10 protein-coding genes are annotated in these 16,568 nt (G+C 72.1%); 1 reads left to right on the top strand and 9 read right to left on the bottom strand.

What is annotated here, in order from left to right:
• Positions 1–41: 41 nt before the first annotated feature.
• On the top strand, positions 42–926 hold the full coding sequence (locus HWX62_RS07940; protein WP_175929377.1) for a pirin family protein: 885 nt from the start codon (positions 42–44) through the stop codon (positions 924–926).
• 55 nt (positions 927–981) lie between these two features.
• Here the strand turns inward: HWX62_RS07940 and HWX62_RS07945 are convergent, their stop codons facing one another.
• The 9 genes from HWX62_RS07945 to bcsB form a co-directional block, all read right to left on the bottom strand.
• Entirely contained in the window at positions 982–1,179 is a 198-nt protein-coding gene (locus tag HWX62_RS07945) for a hypothetical protein (protein WP_175929378.1), read from the bottom strand.
• The gene (gene bcsG / locus HWX62_RS07950; RefSeq protein WP_175929379.1) at positions 1,161–2,717 is read right to left on the bottom strand and encodes a cellulose biosynthesis protein BcsG; all 1,557 of its coding nucleotides are present in this window, start codon (positions 2,715–2,717) and stop codon (positions 1,161–1,163) included. The genes HWX62_RS07945 and bcsG overlap by 19 nt, the downstream gene beginning before the upstream one ends.
• Positions 2,718–2,744: 27 nt before the next feature.
• Entirely contained in the window at positions 2,745–5,282 is a 2,538-nt protein-coding gene (bcsA, locus tag HWX62_RS07955; RefSeq protein WP_175929380.1) for a UDP-forming cellulose synthase catalytic subunit, read from the bottom strand.
• A complete protein-coding gene (gene bcsQ, locus HWX62_RS07960) occupies positions 5,279–6,058 on the bottom strand; it encodes a cellulose biosynthesis protein BcsQ (RefSeq protein ID WP_175929381.1) in 780 nt (259 codons plus the stop codon). Before bcsQ ends, bcsA begins: the two co-directional genes overlap by 4 nt.
• Positions 6,055–6,300 carry a hypothetical protein gene (locus HWX62_RS07965; RefSeq protein ID WP_175929382.1) on the bottom strand — a complete coding sequence of 82 codons (246 nt, stop codon included), beginning with the start codon at positions 6,298–6,300 and terminating at the stop codon, positions 6,055–6,057. The genes bcsQ and HWX62_RS07965 overlap by 4 nt, the downstream gene beginning before the upstream one ends.
• On the bottom strand, positions 6,297–8,258 hold the full coding sequence (gene bcsE / locus HWX62_RS07970) for a cellulose biosynthesis protein BcsE (protein ID WP_175929383.1): 1,962 nt from the start codon (positions 8,256–8,258) through the stop codon (positions 6,297–6,299). Before bcsE ends, HWX62_RS07965 begins: the two co-directional genes overlap by 4 nt.
• A 322-nt stretch (positions 8,259–8,580) precedes the next feature.
• Positions 8,581–12,465: a cellulose synthase subunit BcsC-related outer membrane protein gene (locus HWX62_RS07975; protein WP_175929384.1), complete on the bottom strand. Its 3,885-nt coding sequence runs from the start codon at positions 12,463–12,465 to the stop codon at positions 8,581–8,583.
• A complete protein-coding gene (bcsZ, locus tag HWX62_RS07980; RefSeq protein WP_175929385.1) occupies positions 12,450–13,679 on the bottom strand; it encodes a cellulose synthase complex periplasmic endoglucanase BcsZ in 1,230 nt (409 codons plus the stop codon). The genes HWX62_RS07975 and bcsZ overlap by 16 nt, the downstream gene beginning before the upstream one ends.
• Positions 13,680–13,682: 3 nt before the next feature.
• Complete coding sequence (bcsB, locus tag HWX62_RS07985; RefSeq protein WP_175929386.1) at positions 13,683–16,016, bottom strand: cellulose biosynthesis cyclic di-GMP-binding regulatory protein BcsB; 2,334 nt, start codon at positions 16,014–16,016, stop codon at positions 13,683–13,685.
• Positions 16,017–16,568: the final 552 nt, after the last annotated feature.

Genomic DNA, 16,568 nt, shown 5'->3' on the forward strand with positions numbered 1-16,568 from the left:
CCACCCGCCACCGCCACCGCCACCGTCACGAGAATCCCGTCATGTCCGCCTCGATCAAGACCCTGCTCACGCCACGCGAAAGCGACATCGGCAACCTCGTCGTGCGCCGCGTGCTGCCCGCTCGCGCCGCGCGCCTCGTCGGCCCGTTCATCTTCTTCGACGAGATGGGGCCGGCCGTGCTGCCGGCCGGCCGCGGCATCGACGTGCTGCCGCATCCGCACATCGGGCTCGCGACCGTCACCTACCTGTTCGACGGCTCGCTGATGCATCACGACAGCCTCGGCTTCAGGCAGAAGATCGTGCCGGGCGACGTGAACTGGATGACGGCCGGCCGCGGCATCGTGCATTCGGAGCGTTCGCCCGACGAGGACCGGCCGCGCGAGCAGCCGGTGCACGGGATCCAGACCTGGGTCGCGCTGCCGGTCGAGCATGAAGACACCGCACCCGCGTTCGTTCACCATGCGGCCGACACGCTGCCGTCGTTCGCGCGCGACGGCGTAACCGTGCGCGTGATCGCGGGCACCGCGTTCGGGCTCGCGTCGCCGGTCGCCGTGTTCTCGCCGACGCTCTATGCGGTTGCGGCATTCGCGGCAGGCGGCACGTTGACGCTCGATGCCGAACATGAGGAACGCGGCGTGTATCTCGTCGACGGCGACCTCACGATCGACGGCACGCCGCTCGCCCCCGCGACGATGGCCGTGCTCGAACCGGGCGCGAGCGTCGCGCTCGCGAGCGCGCACGGTGCACGCGCGATGCTGCTCGGCGGCGCGCACCTGCCGGGCGAGCGTTTCATCGAATGGAATTTCGTGTCGAGCGAGCGCGCGAAGATCGACGCGGCGCGTGCCGCGTGGGCCGATCAGACGTTCGGCAAGGTGCCGGGCGAAGAAGGCGAATGGACACGCCAGCCGGAACGCAGAGCGCAATAAGCGGGTTCGCCCGACGCAGCGACGACGGCCGGCCATCGCGCCGGCCGCCGCGCGTTTACCGCTTCAGCCCCATCAGCTTCGCGAGCGTCGGCCAGCGATCGAGCGACGCGTCGAACGCGCGGCGCGCCTGTTCGTCGACGTAGCGCTCGGGATCGAGCGCGGGCAGATGCCGCGCGAGGCCGATCACGTCGTTCGGTTGCGACAGGCGATCGTCGTCGCCTTCGCCTGCCATCGTTACTGTTCGTCGATCCATACCCCATCCGGCGTTTTCACCGCGTAACCCGCGGCCGTCTGCATCGTCACCGTGCCCTCGTTCTCGCCGATCATCCGCGTGCCCGGCAAATCGGCCGCGTATTGCGCGAGCGTCGCGCCCGGCTTGAACGGGCTGTTCGACACGAGGTTCGACAGCAATTGCGCGAGCGCGAGGAAGCTGGTCGGCTGCTCGATCACGGTCGTCGCGCCGTGGTTGCCGGCGAAGCCGACGAGCCGCACGCCGACCGGCCCGTGCACGATGCGCGGCGTCGGAATCTCGCGCAGCCCCGCGACCTGGTTCTTGTCGCCGCGCAACGCGGCGCCGTGCTCGGGCACGAACACGATCACCGCGCGGCGGCCCGATTGCGCGATCAGGTCGGCGAGACGATCGAAGTCGGTCATCAGCTTCGTCGCGCGCTGCGGATACGAGTCGAGGCTCGTCAGCGCGCTGCCGACGACGCGGTTGCCGTCGTGCAGGCTGATCGTGTTGTAGTACAGCGCGACCGGCCCCGGCACCGACGCGCGCTGCGCGTACCAGTTCGCGAGCGTCGCATAGTCGTCCTTGATCGCCGAGCCGTCGAACGCGTGCATCGCGACGGGCGCGGCCGCGTTCGAGATCATCGGTGCATCGGCCACGCCGATGTTGTCGTGGATCACCTGCAGGAAGTTGTCGAAATGGCCGTCGTGGTTCAGCAGCGACTGCACCGTGTAGCCGGCGCCCGCCAGTTGCGAGAACAGGTGGCACTGCGGCGGCGCGCTCTTGTACAGGTCCGCGTGCGCCTCCTGCCCGCAAGTGGCGCGCAGCACGCGGATCGCGGCAGGGCCGCTGTAGCTCGCGGCCGTGCTGAAGTTCGTGAACAGGTAGTCGAAGTGGCTCAGCATCGGGTGGTTGCGCACCTTCGCCGCATCGAGATCGTCCCACGACAGCGAGCAGATGTGCAGCACGATCACGTCGAACTGCGCGGCCGGATCGCTGCCGAGATGGCCGAACGCGACCTGCCGCTGCGACTCCTGCGCGCGGAACGTCGCGAGCGCCGCGTTGTGGTCCTCGGGCTGGTCGACGCGCGACGCGCCCGCCACGTTCGCCTGCGGCTGGGCCGGCGCGACGACGCGCGCCATCAGCCCGCTGCCGGCCTGCCACAGCGGCATCACGACCAGCGCGGCGACCACGAACGTCGCGACGCGCAGCCAGCGATTGACGATGAAATAGACGATCAGCACGCCGGCCACCGTCAACACCAGCACGGGCGGCAGCAGGCGCGGCAGCAGCTCCATCCAGTAGTCGAGGCGGAACGTGCTCACTTCGCGCGCGGCCTCCGCGAGCCGGGCGAGCGGCGGCGCATGCAGCTCGCGCGCGAGCAGCGGCACCGCGATCGCGATCGCCACGACCTGCCGCACGAGGCGCCACGCGCGCGACCGGATCGGCGCGCTCGCCGCGAGCGCCACCGCGAACGCGAGGTTCGCGAGCCAGAACGGCTGCAGGTGCCCGGTCGCGAACAGCGCGAACTTCAGGATGAAATACAGATTCCAGAACGTCATCTAACCCACTCCGTGATACGCGCCGCGTCAGTCGCGCGCGCCATCGAGTTTCGGCGCGAGCATGGCCTGCAGGCCGCGCGCCGCCCCCTTCCACATCCGTACGTAACCGTCCAGCCCGATCCGCAGCACTTCCTTGAGCCCGCCGAGCGGCGTGTCGGGCCGCGCGCCTTCGTGCCAGTCGAGCCACGCATCCGCGCGGCCGAACGTGCATTGCACGAGCTGACGCTCCTGTTCGAGCGTCAGCGCCTCGAAGCTCACGCCGACATGGGTCGGCGTCACGCGGGTCACGCGCACCGGGAACGGGAACGCGCGGTCGCCGCGCGTCACGCACACCGCCAGCGTGTCGCCGACCGCGAGCGGCAGCCCCGGCACCGCTTCGAGCCCGAGGCCGCCGGTCGAGTAGTCGCTCGTGAAGCACGCGGCGGTCGAGCCGTCGGCGAGCAGCAGCATCGCCGGCACGCGCATCGCGATCCGGTGCGTGACGCGCACCTGCTTGGTCTCGCGCGCGACGGCCAGCGCCGCGCCGAGCATCGCGAGGTTGTACGCGGTCCAGCCGAGCGTGATCAGGATCGTCGACGCCTCGTCGCCCTGCTCGGTCACGAGCCGCCACAGGCCGGCGACGATCGCGAGCACGTTCAGCGCGAACAGCACCAGATACGGCTTCGACGTCGACCAGTCGACGTAGCCTTCGTCGATCTTGCCGCCCTTGTCGGTCACGTTGAACTTGCCGTGCTTCGGGCTGAAGAACGCGACGGTGGTCGGCAGCGCGATGTACCACGCGAGCACCGATTCGTAGACCTCGGCCCAGAACGAATGCCGGTAGCGGCCCTGCATGCGCGAATTCGCGATGTTCGCGAGCACGAGATACGGGATCACGTAGCTCGCGAGCGCGAGCGACGACGCGTTGATGAAGTACAGATGGAAGAACAGGTACGCGAGCGGGATCGTCAGGAACACCAGCCGCGGAATCCCGTAGAAGAAGTGCAGCATCGCGTTGCCGTAGCAGATCCGCTGGATCAGGCCGAGCCCGCGCCCGAGGAACGGGTTGTCGATGCGGAAGATCTGCGCCATCCCGCGCGCCCAGCGCGTGCGCTGCTTCACGTGCCCGGCGAGGCTTTCCGTCGCGAGGCCGGCCGCCTGCACGGTCGGCAGGTACGCCGACGTATAGCCGCGCCGATGCAGCTTGAGCGCGGTATGTGCATCCTCGGTCACGGTCTCGACCGCGACGCCGCCGACCGCCTCCAGCGCACTGCGCTTGAGCACCGCGCACGATCCGCAGAAGAACGACGCGTTCCACAGGTCGTTGCCGGACTGCACGAGGCCGTAGAACAGGTTGCCCTCGTTCGGCACCTCGCGGAACGTGCCGAGGTTGCGCTCGAACGGATCGGGCGAGAAGAAATGGTGCGGCGTCTGTACGAGCGCGCACTTCGGGTCGCGCAGGAACACGCCCATCGTCGTCTGCAGGAACGAGCGCGTCGGCACGTGATCGCAGTCGAAGATCGCGATGTACTCGCCGTGCGTCCGCGGCAGCGCGCGGTTGATGTTGCCGGCCTTCGCGTGCCGGTTGTCGTCGCGCGTCAGGTAGCCGATGCCGGCCTCGGCCGCGAACGCCGCGAACGCCGGGCGCCGGCCGTCGTCGAGCAGGTACACGCGCAGCTTCGCGCTCGGCCAGTCGATGCTCTGCGCGGCGAACACCGTCGGCTTCACGACCGACAGCGGTTCGTTGTAGGTCGGAATGTAGATGTCGACGGTCGGCCAGGTGTCCGGATCGTCGGGCAGCGGCACGATCGGCCGGTCGAGCGGCCACGCGGTCTGCACGAAGCCGAGCAGCAGGATCATCCACGTATACGCTTCGGCGCCGTACAGCAGGTAGCCGGCGACGGCTTCGACCGGGCCGCGGAAGTCGAGCGTCTGCGTCGTGCGCCACCACACGTAGCGCACCGTCGCGAGCAGCGCGAGCGACGCGAGCGCGAGGGTCGGCAGGTGGCCCGGCAGGCGGCGCAGCGCGAGCGCCAGCACCGCGACGATCGCGAAGAACGCGAACTGCGCGCCCGGCATCAGCGGCGACATCCCGGCCGCGGCCCACAGCACCGCGCCGGCCACGAGCAGCAGCGGCGCGAGCCAGCGGCGCCGGCCGACGCCGTTCGCGCGCGCATCGAGCCAGCCGCCCCAGCGCGCCCACGGCAGACGCTCGAGCATCGCGTTGACGCGCCGGCCGACCGCGCGCCCGGCCACGTAGACGGGCACCACGAACGTATCGAACCATGCGAGCGGATCGCGCGCGGGCCGGCCGTCGGCCGCGCGCGGTGCACGCACGATCGCGCGCCACAGCCATTCGCGCACGCTGAGCGGCTGCAGCACGCCCCAGTCGTGTGCGAGCCGCAGGAACGCGACGCGCACCCAGCGGCGCACGGGATCGGGGCGGCCGGGCGGCGGTGCGTGGAAGAACAGCCGCACGAACCAATCCACCCGCGTGCGTTGCGCCGGCAGCCCGATGCCGCGTGCGCACCAGTCCGCCGCGCGACGGCCGAACGCGCGCAGTCGCGACGCGAACGCGGCGTTCATCGCGCCGCTCCGGTTCGGCCCGCGACGGCCGCCGTCAACCACGCATCGACCCAGTTGGCGACGCCGTTCAGGTCGTGCGACGCCTGCGAATACGGCGCGTCGTCGAAGATCCAGCTGCCGCGCGCGAGCGCTTCGGGCACGGCCGCATCGACATGGATGCGCTGTTCGAGCACCGACGCCGGCCCCGCGACCGCGCGCAGCATCGCCAGCGCGTCGCGCTGCATGTCGCGCGCCGGGTTCAGCCGGTTCACGACGATCTGCAGCTCGCCGCCGCCGGCCCGCAGCGCACCGAGCCGCGCGGCCGTCGTCGCGCAGGCGGCCGGCTCCGGCGGCACGACGACGAGCGTCAGGTCCGCGCAAAGGATCGCCTGCCCGGCCTGCGGCGACGGATAGCGGGCGGTGTCGACCAGCACGACGCCGTCGACCGGCAGCGCGATCTCGTCGAGCGCGCGCGACAGCCAGGCCGGATCGGCCGCGAGCCGCGCATCGCACGCGGCGGCGCCGGCCGCGTCGACCTGCCCGTACGGCACGAACAACACGCCGTCGGCGTTGCGCCACGTGTGCGCGTGCCACGGTTCGGCGCCGCCCAGCAGGCTGTGCGCGAGACCGTGTTCGGCGAGCGTGTCGAGGCCGAGCGCCGCGCCCATCAGGTTCTGTGCATCGAATTCGACGGCGACGACCGGCCGGCCGCGGCGCGCGAGCAGCACCGCGAGCGCGGCGGCAAGCGTCGTGCGGCCCGCGCCGCCCGTGGTCGACGTGATGGCGATCGTCTTCATCGGGCCGCCTTGTCGTCGGATTGGTCGGGTTTGGCGCGTTCATCGGCTGGGTCACCGCCGGCGCCCGGAAGCAGGCGGCCGCGCAGCGCGACCGGCACGAGTTCGCACGGCACCGCGTCGCGCCGGTCGAGGCCGCGCGGCGCGCGAAAGCCGCGGCCGATGCCGAGGTGCTGCGCGACGATCCACACCGGCACCGCGATCACGATACCGACGATGAAACCGATGACGAGTTCGGCGATCATGCATCCTCCTGCTTGCGCAGCGGCATCGCGCTGCGGACGGCGCCGCGTGCACGCGCGGCGGGAATGACGGGGGCCGGCGCCGCGGCGTCGACGGCGGCGAATGCGGACGCCTGCCGCACGCCGATCGCGTCGAGCGCGACGACGGTGTCGATCGCATCGATCGCGTCGCTCACCGCGCTTGCGTCGGGCAAGGCCGCATCGGGACCGACGGGCGCGGCCGCGGCGCGCGCCGGCTGCTTCGCCGCGAACAGGTCGCTGTAGTCGGCGATCGGTGTGCGCCGGTTCTCGGCCTCCAGCGCATCGAGCTCGGTATCGATGCTGCCCTGCCCGAGGCACACGACGCGGTCGGACAGCGTATCGACCGGCACGTCGAAGATCCGCGCGAGCGCGTCGTCGGCGTCGATCGGCCCGCAGGAGAACAGGAACACGAACAGGTGTGCGGCGTCGGCCGTCACGATGTCGCCCGTACGGCGCGGCCGGCAGTGCCGCAACGCGTCGACGTGCGACACGCCCGGCAGCAGCGTGAGCTTCGCGAGCGTGTGCGGCAGCGCGAGCACCGCGCCGCGGTCGAGCACCGCGCGAATCCGCTGGCAGAACGCGCCGACCGGCAGATAGCCGAGCACCGAATCGCCGAGCGCCGCCGCGAGCGCCGCGCGATAGTCGGCCGCGACGGGGCGCGCATAGAGCTGGCCGCGCAGCGCGTGCACGGCCGCCTGCATCCGCGACACGGGCAGGTCGCGCGCGACGACCCGGTTCGCGCCGACGCTCAGCACGAGCATCTCGAACTGCTGGCGCAGCACCTCGCCGCGCTCGACGACGGCGATCTTCAGCGCGCCGCCGCACTCCCGGCGCAGCGCGTGCACGTCCGCGCACAACGCTTCGAGCTGCGCATGCGAGCGGAACACGAGCACCGCGGTCGCGGCCTGCGCGCTCGCGCACGCGGCGACGACAGCCGCGTTGTCGTCGACGAGCTCCCAGCCGTCCGGCACGCGGCTCGCGCCGTCGAGCACCGCGCGGCTGACCACCACGCGATCCTCGTCGTGCGCGAGCTTCATCCGGTGCGCCGGCTCGATCGCGCCGCCATCGACGCTCGCCGACAGCCGGCCGTCCGGCGCGAAGCGCAGCGCTCGCACCTCGCCGGCCGCGAGCGTGTCGCCCGCGCGCCAGAAATCGACGACCCACAGCAGCTCGCCATGCGTGCGCTGCAATTGCGCGACGCCCGAGCAGATCCCGTGAAAGCCGCTGCGCGACGTACGATCGGCATCGCGCACGAGCGGCGCATCGTCGGTGCGCGGGTCGTCGCCCGCACGGGTCGTTTCGGCGTCGAGCAGCAGCACGAGCGCGATCCGGTGCGTGCGGCACCAGTCGGCCAGCGCGGCTGCTTCATCCGCGAGCACGGCCGGATCGTCCCAGCTGAACCACCGCTGGGCGCTTTCGACGAAATACAGCGAACGCGCGTGAAATCCGTAGCGCTTCATCGCGCGCAAGCCGCCGGTCAACCGCGCGAACGGGCCCGGCGCCGCGCGATGCGGCGCGCTGCCGGCCGCGTCGGCAGCGGCGCCGTCGTCGGCCGGCTCGGCCGCCGGCGGCATCGCCAGCACGTTCAGGTGGCGCGGCCAGCCGGCCGGCTGCGCACCGCCCGCGAAGCCGAGCGACGCCATCTGCGCGGCGACCTGCGCCGGATCGCGCGCCAGCACGACGGTCACGTCGCGCGTGCGCGCCTGGCGCGCGCTTTCCCAGACGAGCGCATCGCAGCCCGGCGTGCCGCCGGCCGCGTAGATCGCGTAAAGGCCGCCGGCTTCCAGTTGCGTCCAGGTGTCGGGCAGACCGTCGATCGCGAGCCGGCCCGGTGCACCGGCGCGGCCGCCCGCCGGCCCGACGCGCAGCAGCGCGCGCAGGCGGTCGGCCAGGCCGGTGGCGCCGGGCGCGGAGCGGGTGGCATCGAATTCCGTAGTCACGGCGTTCCCCTAGGGTCTGTTTACATCCGGAACGTGCATGCGCTGCCACGAGAACGGCCACTCGCCGCGTTGCGCTCCTTGCGAATACGTCAAGTATTCGGGGCGTCGCGCGCCTCGCGAGCGGCCGCTCTCGTGGCAACCCCAAATTAATGAATTCATATCAGGCGAATGCCCGAAATCGCCCGTATGGCGGCGACGCGCGTCGCTTGTCCCCCAAGGGGACTTCCCGCGGGGCGTCTGGCACGGCCAAACGGCGTCCCTCACTTTTCGCCCTACGCGCGATTTCGGGCATTCGCATGTACGTTCCATATGTAAACAGACCCTAGTAATCCGAATAAAGCCGCACGGGCGTCGGCGTGACGAGCCAGCTGCGCTGCGCGCGCGCGTCGAATGCATAGCGCAGGTAGACGAGTGCCGAGCTCGGCGCATAGTCGTGCGACCGGTCGATGTGCAACTGCGCGCCGATGCTCAGGTACGGATTCACGCGATACTCGGCGATGCCGTTCACGCCGTACGAGAACGACACGCCGCGCGTCGAGCTGCCCGCATAGACGAACCCGGCCGCCACTTGCGCGGCCCGCTGGTCCGAGAACGTCGGGTAATACAGCGAATCCTTCTCGTCGCTGTTCGAGATCCCGCCCGTGACGGTCAGATCCCACGACAGCGCATCGTGCCGCCCCGCCCATTCGATCGGCACGCCGAGCGACAGGTAGCGCTGCGGGCTGTAGTAACCGCCCTGCCCGTACGTGTAGTAGCGCAGGTTCTGCGCGTAGTGCCACGCATTGCCGACGAGCCCGGTGCTGACCTTCGTCGTCGCGCGTTCGTACACGGGCACCGTGAAGCCGGTGCGCAGCGTGACTTCCGCATTGCGTTCGACGTTGCGGCCGGACAGCACGCCCGCGCCGAGTTCCGCGAACAGGTTCGTGCGGCCGACGTCGACCGACGCGCGCAGGTTCACGCCGTCGCGGCGCACGCCGCCCCACACCGCACCCGTCCACGGGTCGCGCATCCCCGCGTACGACAGCACGCTGCTCGTTTCCGGCCGCCGCGACGCATTCACGGAGAAGCTCGCGGGGCCCGCGTCGAAGCGATAGCGCACGCCGCCGACGAGGTAATGCACCGGGAAGCCGAGCGGCGACGTGCCGAGATCGACGCGCCACGCGTCGGACAGATAGCCGGCGCCGAGTGCCACGCCCGTCGTCGACTGGTGCAGCGAGCCCGGCGGGTTCGCGATCAGCGCGGCGGCCTGCGGATTCGTCTGTGCCCTGAGCGCCGCGTACGTGCCAAATGTCTTGAGCGAATACGCGTCCGGCACGCTCGTGTCGAGCGTGCCCGGATCGAGATGCACGGTATCGAGCTGCGCGAACACATGCCCGTCGTAGCGGACCGGCATCTGCATGTAGATCGGCACCTGCTGTGCGCGATACGACGAGATGCCTTCGTCGCCCGATTTGTACGCGGGTATCCAGCCGGTCTCGATCTCGGGATTGCGCCGCTGCCGCAGATCCGCGAACGCGGCCTGCGCGGGCGTGAGACCGTCGCGCCCCGGGCTCGCGCCTGTCGCGCGTTCCTGCGACAGCGACAGCCGGTACAGCGACGCCGCATCGTCATAGCGGCCCTGCGCCTCGGCCACGCGCCCGGCCGCGACCGTCACGTCGGCGCGCGCCGGATACGCGGCCTGCAGCCGCTCGGTCACCTGCGCGGCTTCGTCCGGGCGGCGCAGCGCGTTCAGGCGGCGCACGGCCGACAGTTGCGTGTCGACGTCGTCGTCCGGCGTGCGCGCCAGCACGGCCTGCACGCGCGCGCGGGCGGCGACGCGGTTGCCGCTGTCCTCGTCGATCCGGGCCAGCGCGAGCTGCGTATCGGCGTCGTCCGGCGCGCGCGCCACGACCGGCGCGAGCGCATCGCGAGCCGCGTCGTAATGGCCCTGTGCGCGTTCGAGGTCGGCAAGTTCGAGCGCATAGCGCTTGTCCGCGCGGCCGGCCGGGCTCGCGCGATCGAGCAGCGTGCGCGCCTGTGCGTAATCCTGTCGCGCGATCGCGTCGTCGGTCTGCCGCAGCGCGAGCCGCAGCGACTGGTCCTCGAGCCGTGCCGTCTGCGCGGACGTCAGCGCCGGGTCGCGACGCAGCGTGTCGAGCCATGCGGCGAGCGCATCGTCGCGACCCGCGCCGCCGAGCAGGTCGCCGTAGCGCAACCGCAGGTCGGCATCGGCTTCGCGCGGATGCGCGGCGATCCAGTCGCGCAGCGGCGCGAGGCCGCGCTCGGCGTCGCCCGCGTCGATCCACTGCGCGCCGATCGCGGCCAGCATGTCGGGATCGTCCGGCGCGCTTGCCTGCGCGTGCGCGAGCGTGGCGGCGAAGGCCGTGCGGTCGCCGCGGGCATGCGCGCCGCGCGCGTCGGCCAGCGCGCTTTCCGCATCGAGCTTGCGCGCCAGCACGCGCATCCCGTCCGAACGGTGCGCATCGTCGACCGGCGCCAGCGCGGCCTGCGCGCCCGCGACATCGTCGAGCGAATTGCGGTACAGCGCGTTCGCGTAGCGCATCTCGGGCGTATCGCTGAGCGCGAGCCCGTCGTCCATCACCGTGCGGCCGAGCTGCGGCAACCCCATGTCGCGATAGAGGCGCGCGAGCGCGAAGCGCGTCCACGGCGCGTCGGGCGCCGCGCGCACGGCCGCCTCGTAACGTTGCGCGGCGGGGCCGCGCGCGCCCTTGTCGGCCAGCGCCCGTGCCTCGTTCGCGAGCACGTCGCCGCGCAGGCCGTCGAGCGCGCGGCGATCGTCGGCCCCCGTCACGCGCCCTTGCAACGCATCGAGCAGCGGGCCGATCCGGTCCGCGCGGCCGGTGTTTTCGTACAGCGTGGCCGTGTCGCGCACGGCCGACAGGCTCGGCGAGCGTGCGGCCAGCAAGCCGCGCAGCAATGGCTCCGCGTGCGCCCAGTCGCGCTGCGCGAGCAGCGCATCGGCGAGCTGAAGCTTCGCGTCCGGGTTGTCCGGCTGCATCGCGAGCGCCGCACGCGCGGCGCGCTCGGCATCGCGCGGGCGGCCCGCGCCGGCCGCCTCGCGGCCCTGGGCGAGCAGCCCCCAGAACTGCGCGGTACGCGCGAGGCTTTGCCACTTGCCGCGCTGGTCGGTCGCACGCGTCGCGGCCCGCGCGAACAGCGCACGCGCTTCGTCGTGCCGCCCTTCGCGCAGCCGCAGCAGGCCGAGCCCGCCCAGCGCATCGGCGTCGTCCGCCCGCGCCCGCGCGGCACGCGCGAGCAGCGGGTCGGCGGCGGCCAGGTCGCCGCGCGCCAGTGCCTGCAACCCGCGCTGCTGCGCGATGTAGTCGGGATCGCGTTCGAGCCGGCGCTGCGCGTCGCGCTGCCGGTCGAGGTCGGCGGCGCGATCGCGGAATTCGGTGTCGTCCGGCGCGAGCGCGAGATACGCGTGCAGCGCATCGAGATACGCGGGATCGCTGCCGGCCGACTGCAGCACGCGCCGCCACAGCGCCATCGCTTCGGTGTGGTCCGCGTCGGTGCGCTTCGCGAGCGACGACGCGATCCGGTTCGCTTCCGCGCGCGTGTCGTCGCGCTGGTTCAACAGCCGCGCGAGCGCGACCGATGCACTCGTGTCCCGCGGATCGGCGGCGATCGCGCGGCGCAGCGCGGCGATCGCCGGCTCGCGGCCGCCCGGCGCATTCGACACGATCTGGTAATACTCGGCGCCGAGCGCACCCGACGGCGCGCCGTTCGGAAACAGCGCGACGATTCTTCGAGCCGCCTCGTCGGCGCGGCCGCTGCGCGCGAGCAGCCGGATCTGCGCCATCTCGCCGCGCCCGCTCGTCGCGACGCGGTATTCGTCGGCCGCCCGCCGCGTGCGAGGCGCATCCGGCGACTGCGCCTGCAGCCGCGCCAGCGACGCCTGCGCGCCTTTGGCATCGCCGAGCCGCAGCAGCACACGCACCTGTTCGGCCAGCAGATCGGGATCGCCCGGTGCGATCAACAGGCCCTTGCGCAACGCATCGCGTGCGAGATCGTCGCGATGCTTGATGCCCCACATCCGCGCGGTGTCGAGCTCGCGCCGCGCATCGACGGCGGCCGAGGTCGCCGGCGTCGCGGGGGTCGCCGCCGCCGTGCCCGGGACAGCGCCCGGCGCCGCGGCGCACACCGACGATGCGAGCCACGCGAGTCCCGCGACGTGCGGCGCGGCGCGCTTCAGCGGGCGGCGCACGAACGGCCTCCCCAGCGCGTGTCGAGCGTGCCGTCCGCCTCGAACCGGTAGCGGCCGTCGCGCCAACCGAGGCCGAACAGCGTCAGCACGCTCGTGTAATAGCCGGGCGCCGACTGGCGCGCGAGCGTATCGACGCGGGCCGCCTGCGCATCCGCGAGCGTGTGCTGACCGCGCGCGTCGAGAAACGGCACGGCCGCCGCGGAGAAGCCGCCGTTGCCGTCGTTCGGGCCCGCCGCGCCCGTCGTCGTATCGACCTTCTCCGGCGGCGCGCCATGCGCGGCGATATGGTCGGCAAACGGCGCGAACTTCGCGAGCAGCGGCGCGGCGAGCGGATCGGCGCGGTCGAGCATCCCGGCCCACAGGTACACGCGGATCGCGTTGTACGCGCTCTCCGCCTGCGTGTCCGGGTCGGGCGCGAAGCCCTTGCCCGCGCGATACAGCGCCCAGTCCGGCGAAAAACCCTTCGGCGCGGTGTCGAGCAGCACGCGAGCGGTGCTGGCCGCCAGCGCGGCCCAGCGGCGGTCGTCGGGCAGCCGCGCGCCGAGCGCGCGAATCACCTGCGGCGGCGAATAGCTCGGATTCACGCGCCATTGGCCGTTGGCCAGCTTGAACCCGGTCGGCCCCGGCAGCAGCGTGAGGCCGAGGCCCGGCACGGTCGCCGTCTCGGCGTCGAGCACGCGCTTCGCGAGCAACGCGCCGCGCGCCGTATAGCTGCGCTCGCGCCACAACCGCCCGGCCTCGACGAGCGCATACGCGATCCACAGGTCGGCGTCCGACGCCGCGTTCGCGTCGAGCACGCGCCACGCGCCGTCGGGTGCGCGGCCCCACAGCCACGCCGGCAGGTGCGCGCTCAGGTCGCCCTGCGCGAGGTTGTTCTCGGTCCAGGCGAGGATCGTGTCGAACATGCGCCGGTCGTTCGCGACCAGCGCGAAGAACAGTCCATACGCCTGCCCCTCCGATACCGTGCGCGAATCGGCCGAGCCGACGTCGATCACGCGGCCGTCGGCCGAGACGAAATCGCGCTTGAACGCGTCCCAGCGCGGCCACGCCGCGCTGCATCCGGCGCCCGCCGCATCGGCTGCACCGGCCGCCGCGGCGTGCGCGCGCGTGGCCAGGCCGGCCGCCGCGCACGTCACCGCGACCGCCAGCGCGAGCGTCGCGCCGACGCGCCGCGCCGGCTGCGTCGGCCGTCGCTTCGTCATTGCCCGCGCCATCCGTTACATCCCCCGTCGACGCGCGGCGATTCGCTGCAGCACGCTGAACACGCCGAGCGCGAGCAGCAGCCCCGCGACGACGCCGACCGCGCCGAGCACGACCGGATGCCGCGCCGCCTGCGTCCACACGCGCGCGTACCACGGCACGAAGCCGACCACATAAGGCTCGCCGACGCGCAGGCTGTCGACCTGCCCCGGCCGCACCAGCGCGAGGTCGCCTTGCAACTGCGACACGAGCCCGGCGTTCTCGAACACGTCGAGCAGATCGCCGAGGCGCGGCGGGTCGGTCGCCGTCAGCGCGACGACGCTGCGGCCGCGGCTGCCCGGCAGCTCGAAACCGGCGAGCGCCGCGAGCGGGCCCGTCTGTTCGATGTGCGCGCCGCCGTCGGCGACGCCCACGCCGTTGCGCCAGCGCTCCTTCACCGTGAACGCGACGCGCGTCGCGCCACCGCCTGCGCCGCCCTGCTCGCCGATCGCGAGCGGCAGCGCCGAACGCCAGTGCGCGAGCAGCGGCGACGCCGGCGAGCCGTCGATCACGAGCAGATCCTTGTGCCCCGACAGCGCGGCGACGTCGCCGGGCCGCGCGACCTGCACGCGCAGCGCCGGGAAGCCGGTCCATTCGCCCATGTGGCCGAGCATCGTCAGGTAAGCCTCGAGCTCCTGCGGCGATGGCCGCTCGGGCAGCACGACGGCCGTCTGCGACAGGTCGGCGAAGCGCGTGAACGGGAAGCCGCTGTTCGCGAAGAACGCGAGGTTCGGCAATTGCGCGTAATGGACGAAATGCGAGAAGTCGATCGTCGAATCGGGATCGATCGCCGCGCGCTGCGGCTCGGTGGCCGTGCTCGAGCACAGGCCCGTCTTCTGCGAATCGAGCGTGAAGCGGAACTGCAGCTGGTTGCCGCTGCCGACGCGGAACGCGGGAATGTCGACGTCGCTCGTCACGCGCCCTTCCGGCACCGACAGCAGCGGCAGCTGCATGCGGCCGTGCGCGTCCTCCGCGTGGGCCGGCCCGAGCCGGTACGACTTCACGAGCTGGTCGTTGATCTCGACCGCGAGCGTCGAATCGTCCTGCACGGTCGGCGCCGTATAGCGGTAGCGCAGCGTGATCGGCACGCCCGCGCCGTTCCACGAATGCAGATCGGCCGGCACGCGCAGGTTCAGCCGGATCGCGTCGGGCGTCGTGCCGCGCACTTCGAGCTGGCGCGGGTCGTTCACGAGCTCGCGGAACGCGATCGGCCGGTTCACCGGCAGCCAGCGCGGCGCGTCGTACGGCTTGCGCGGCGCGCCGAGATCGACGTGCGCGACGGTCGCCGCCGGCCCCGACAGCGCCGCTCGGCCAAGCACGAGCGTCGCGACCGCGTCGTCGACCTCGGCCGCCGTGCGGCCCGTGACGACCAGCAGCTTGCGTCCCGGCGCGGCCGGGTTGTCGGCGACCGCGAGCAGCGGGCCGTTGACTTGCGGCAGCGCGAGACCGGCCGGCAGCGTCGCGGCCGTGCCGACCACGACGGCCTGGTCGGCGGCCGGCAGCGCCGCCGACACCGGGAAGCGCGCATGCCGGTAGTCGGCCAGCGCGCCGAACCACGACGCGAGCACGCCCGCGCTGCGCAGCGTCGCCGAATCGGGCGTGGCCGGCAGCACGAACGGCAGCCGCACGCGGCCGTTGTCGCGCCGGTCGAAGAACGGCGCGGGCAGCAGCGCGAGATCGTTCGGCAGGCGCACCGGCGATTCGTCGAGGATCAGCTCGCTCGTCGGGCTCACGTCGGCCCACAGCGCCGAGTTCGCCGGGTCCTCGCAATGGTCGAGCGTGTAGTGGGCGATCAGGCGCAGGCCGATCTGGTTGAAATCGGAAAAGTAGCGCGGATCGATCGGGATCTCCTGCGTCACCGTGCGCCCGGCGCGCGCCGCATCGAACGGGACGGTCGCGACCACTTCGCCGTTCACCGACACCTTCAGGTGCGACAGCGGAAAGACCAGCGACGGCGAATACGCGTAGGTCAGGCGCAAGCGCGCGCCCGTGACCACGCGGTCGAGCCGCACGCCGGCGTTGATCGTGCGGGCATCGTCCGCGCCGCGCAGGCGCAGCGGATCGAACGCGCCGAGCGACGCGAACGGCACGTGCACGGTCGTCGCCGGCAGGCCGGCGGCCGCGGCGCTGGCCGCTGTCGGCGCAGGGGCAAGCGCCGCGGCCGGCGCGGTATCCGGTGCCGCCGCGTGGCCGGCGGCGGCCGTCGAGGCAGCGGCCGGCACCGCCGGCATCGGTGCGGCCGACAGCGCGGCCGCGTGGAAAGCGCCGGTCATCGCGGCCGCCAGGACGAACAGCGACACGGCCGGCTTCATGCGCCGCCCCGCGTCATCGTGACCGTCCGGTCCTCCTGCGCGTCGAAACCGACGCGCGCAAAGCAGCTATGCCCGTGCGTGCACATCCCCACTGCTTCCCCTCATATATGGCCTGATTGCATTTATCGGTACGACGCGGTGGATTCTTCAATGATCCGTTCGTCGCGCTGCGGCGCGCCTGGCACCGGCGCCTGCCCATTCGTCACACTATCTCAAAAACAGAATAAAACTTACCGTGATTCGCGAATGAGAAGAAAAAACTTCTCAGTTCGCCTGGAAAGGCTGCGCAGGAAGAGTGAATGGCACGAATTGCGCCGTTGCTGCCGGACGAACGGAAAGGCGTCGTGCCGACGCGATTCAGTTGGCCGGGCACCGGTGGCGGCCCGTTGCAGGCCGCCCGGAAACGCGCTGCCGCGAGCGGCGCGTATGCTACCGCAAGCGCGCGTCTCGCGACGGATTTTCTTCATGGAAAACTGACCTGGGTCAAATCGTCGCACTGTCGGCCGCCCCGCGGGGCGTGCAGCAGCGCCACGCAGGTCGGGATCGCGAAGA

The organism is Burkholderia sp. BCC0506 (assembly GCF_902833145.1).
GTDB lineage: Bacteria > Pseudomonadota > Gammaproteobacteria > Burkholderiales > Burkholderiaceae > Burkholderia.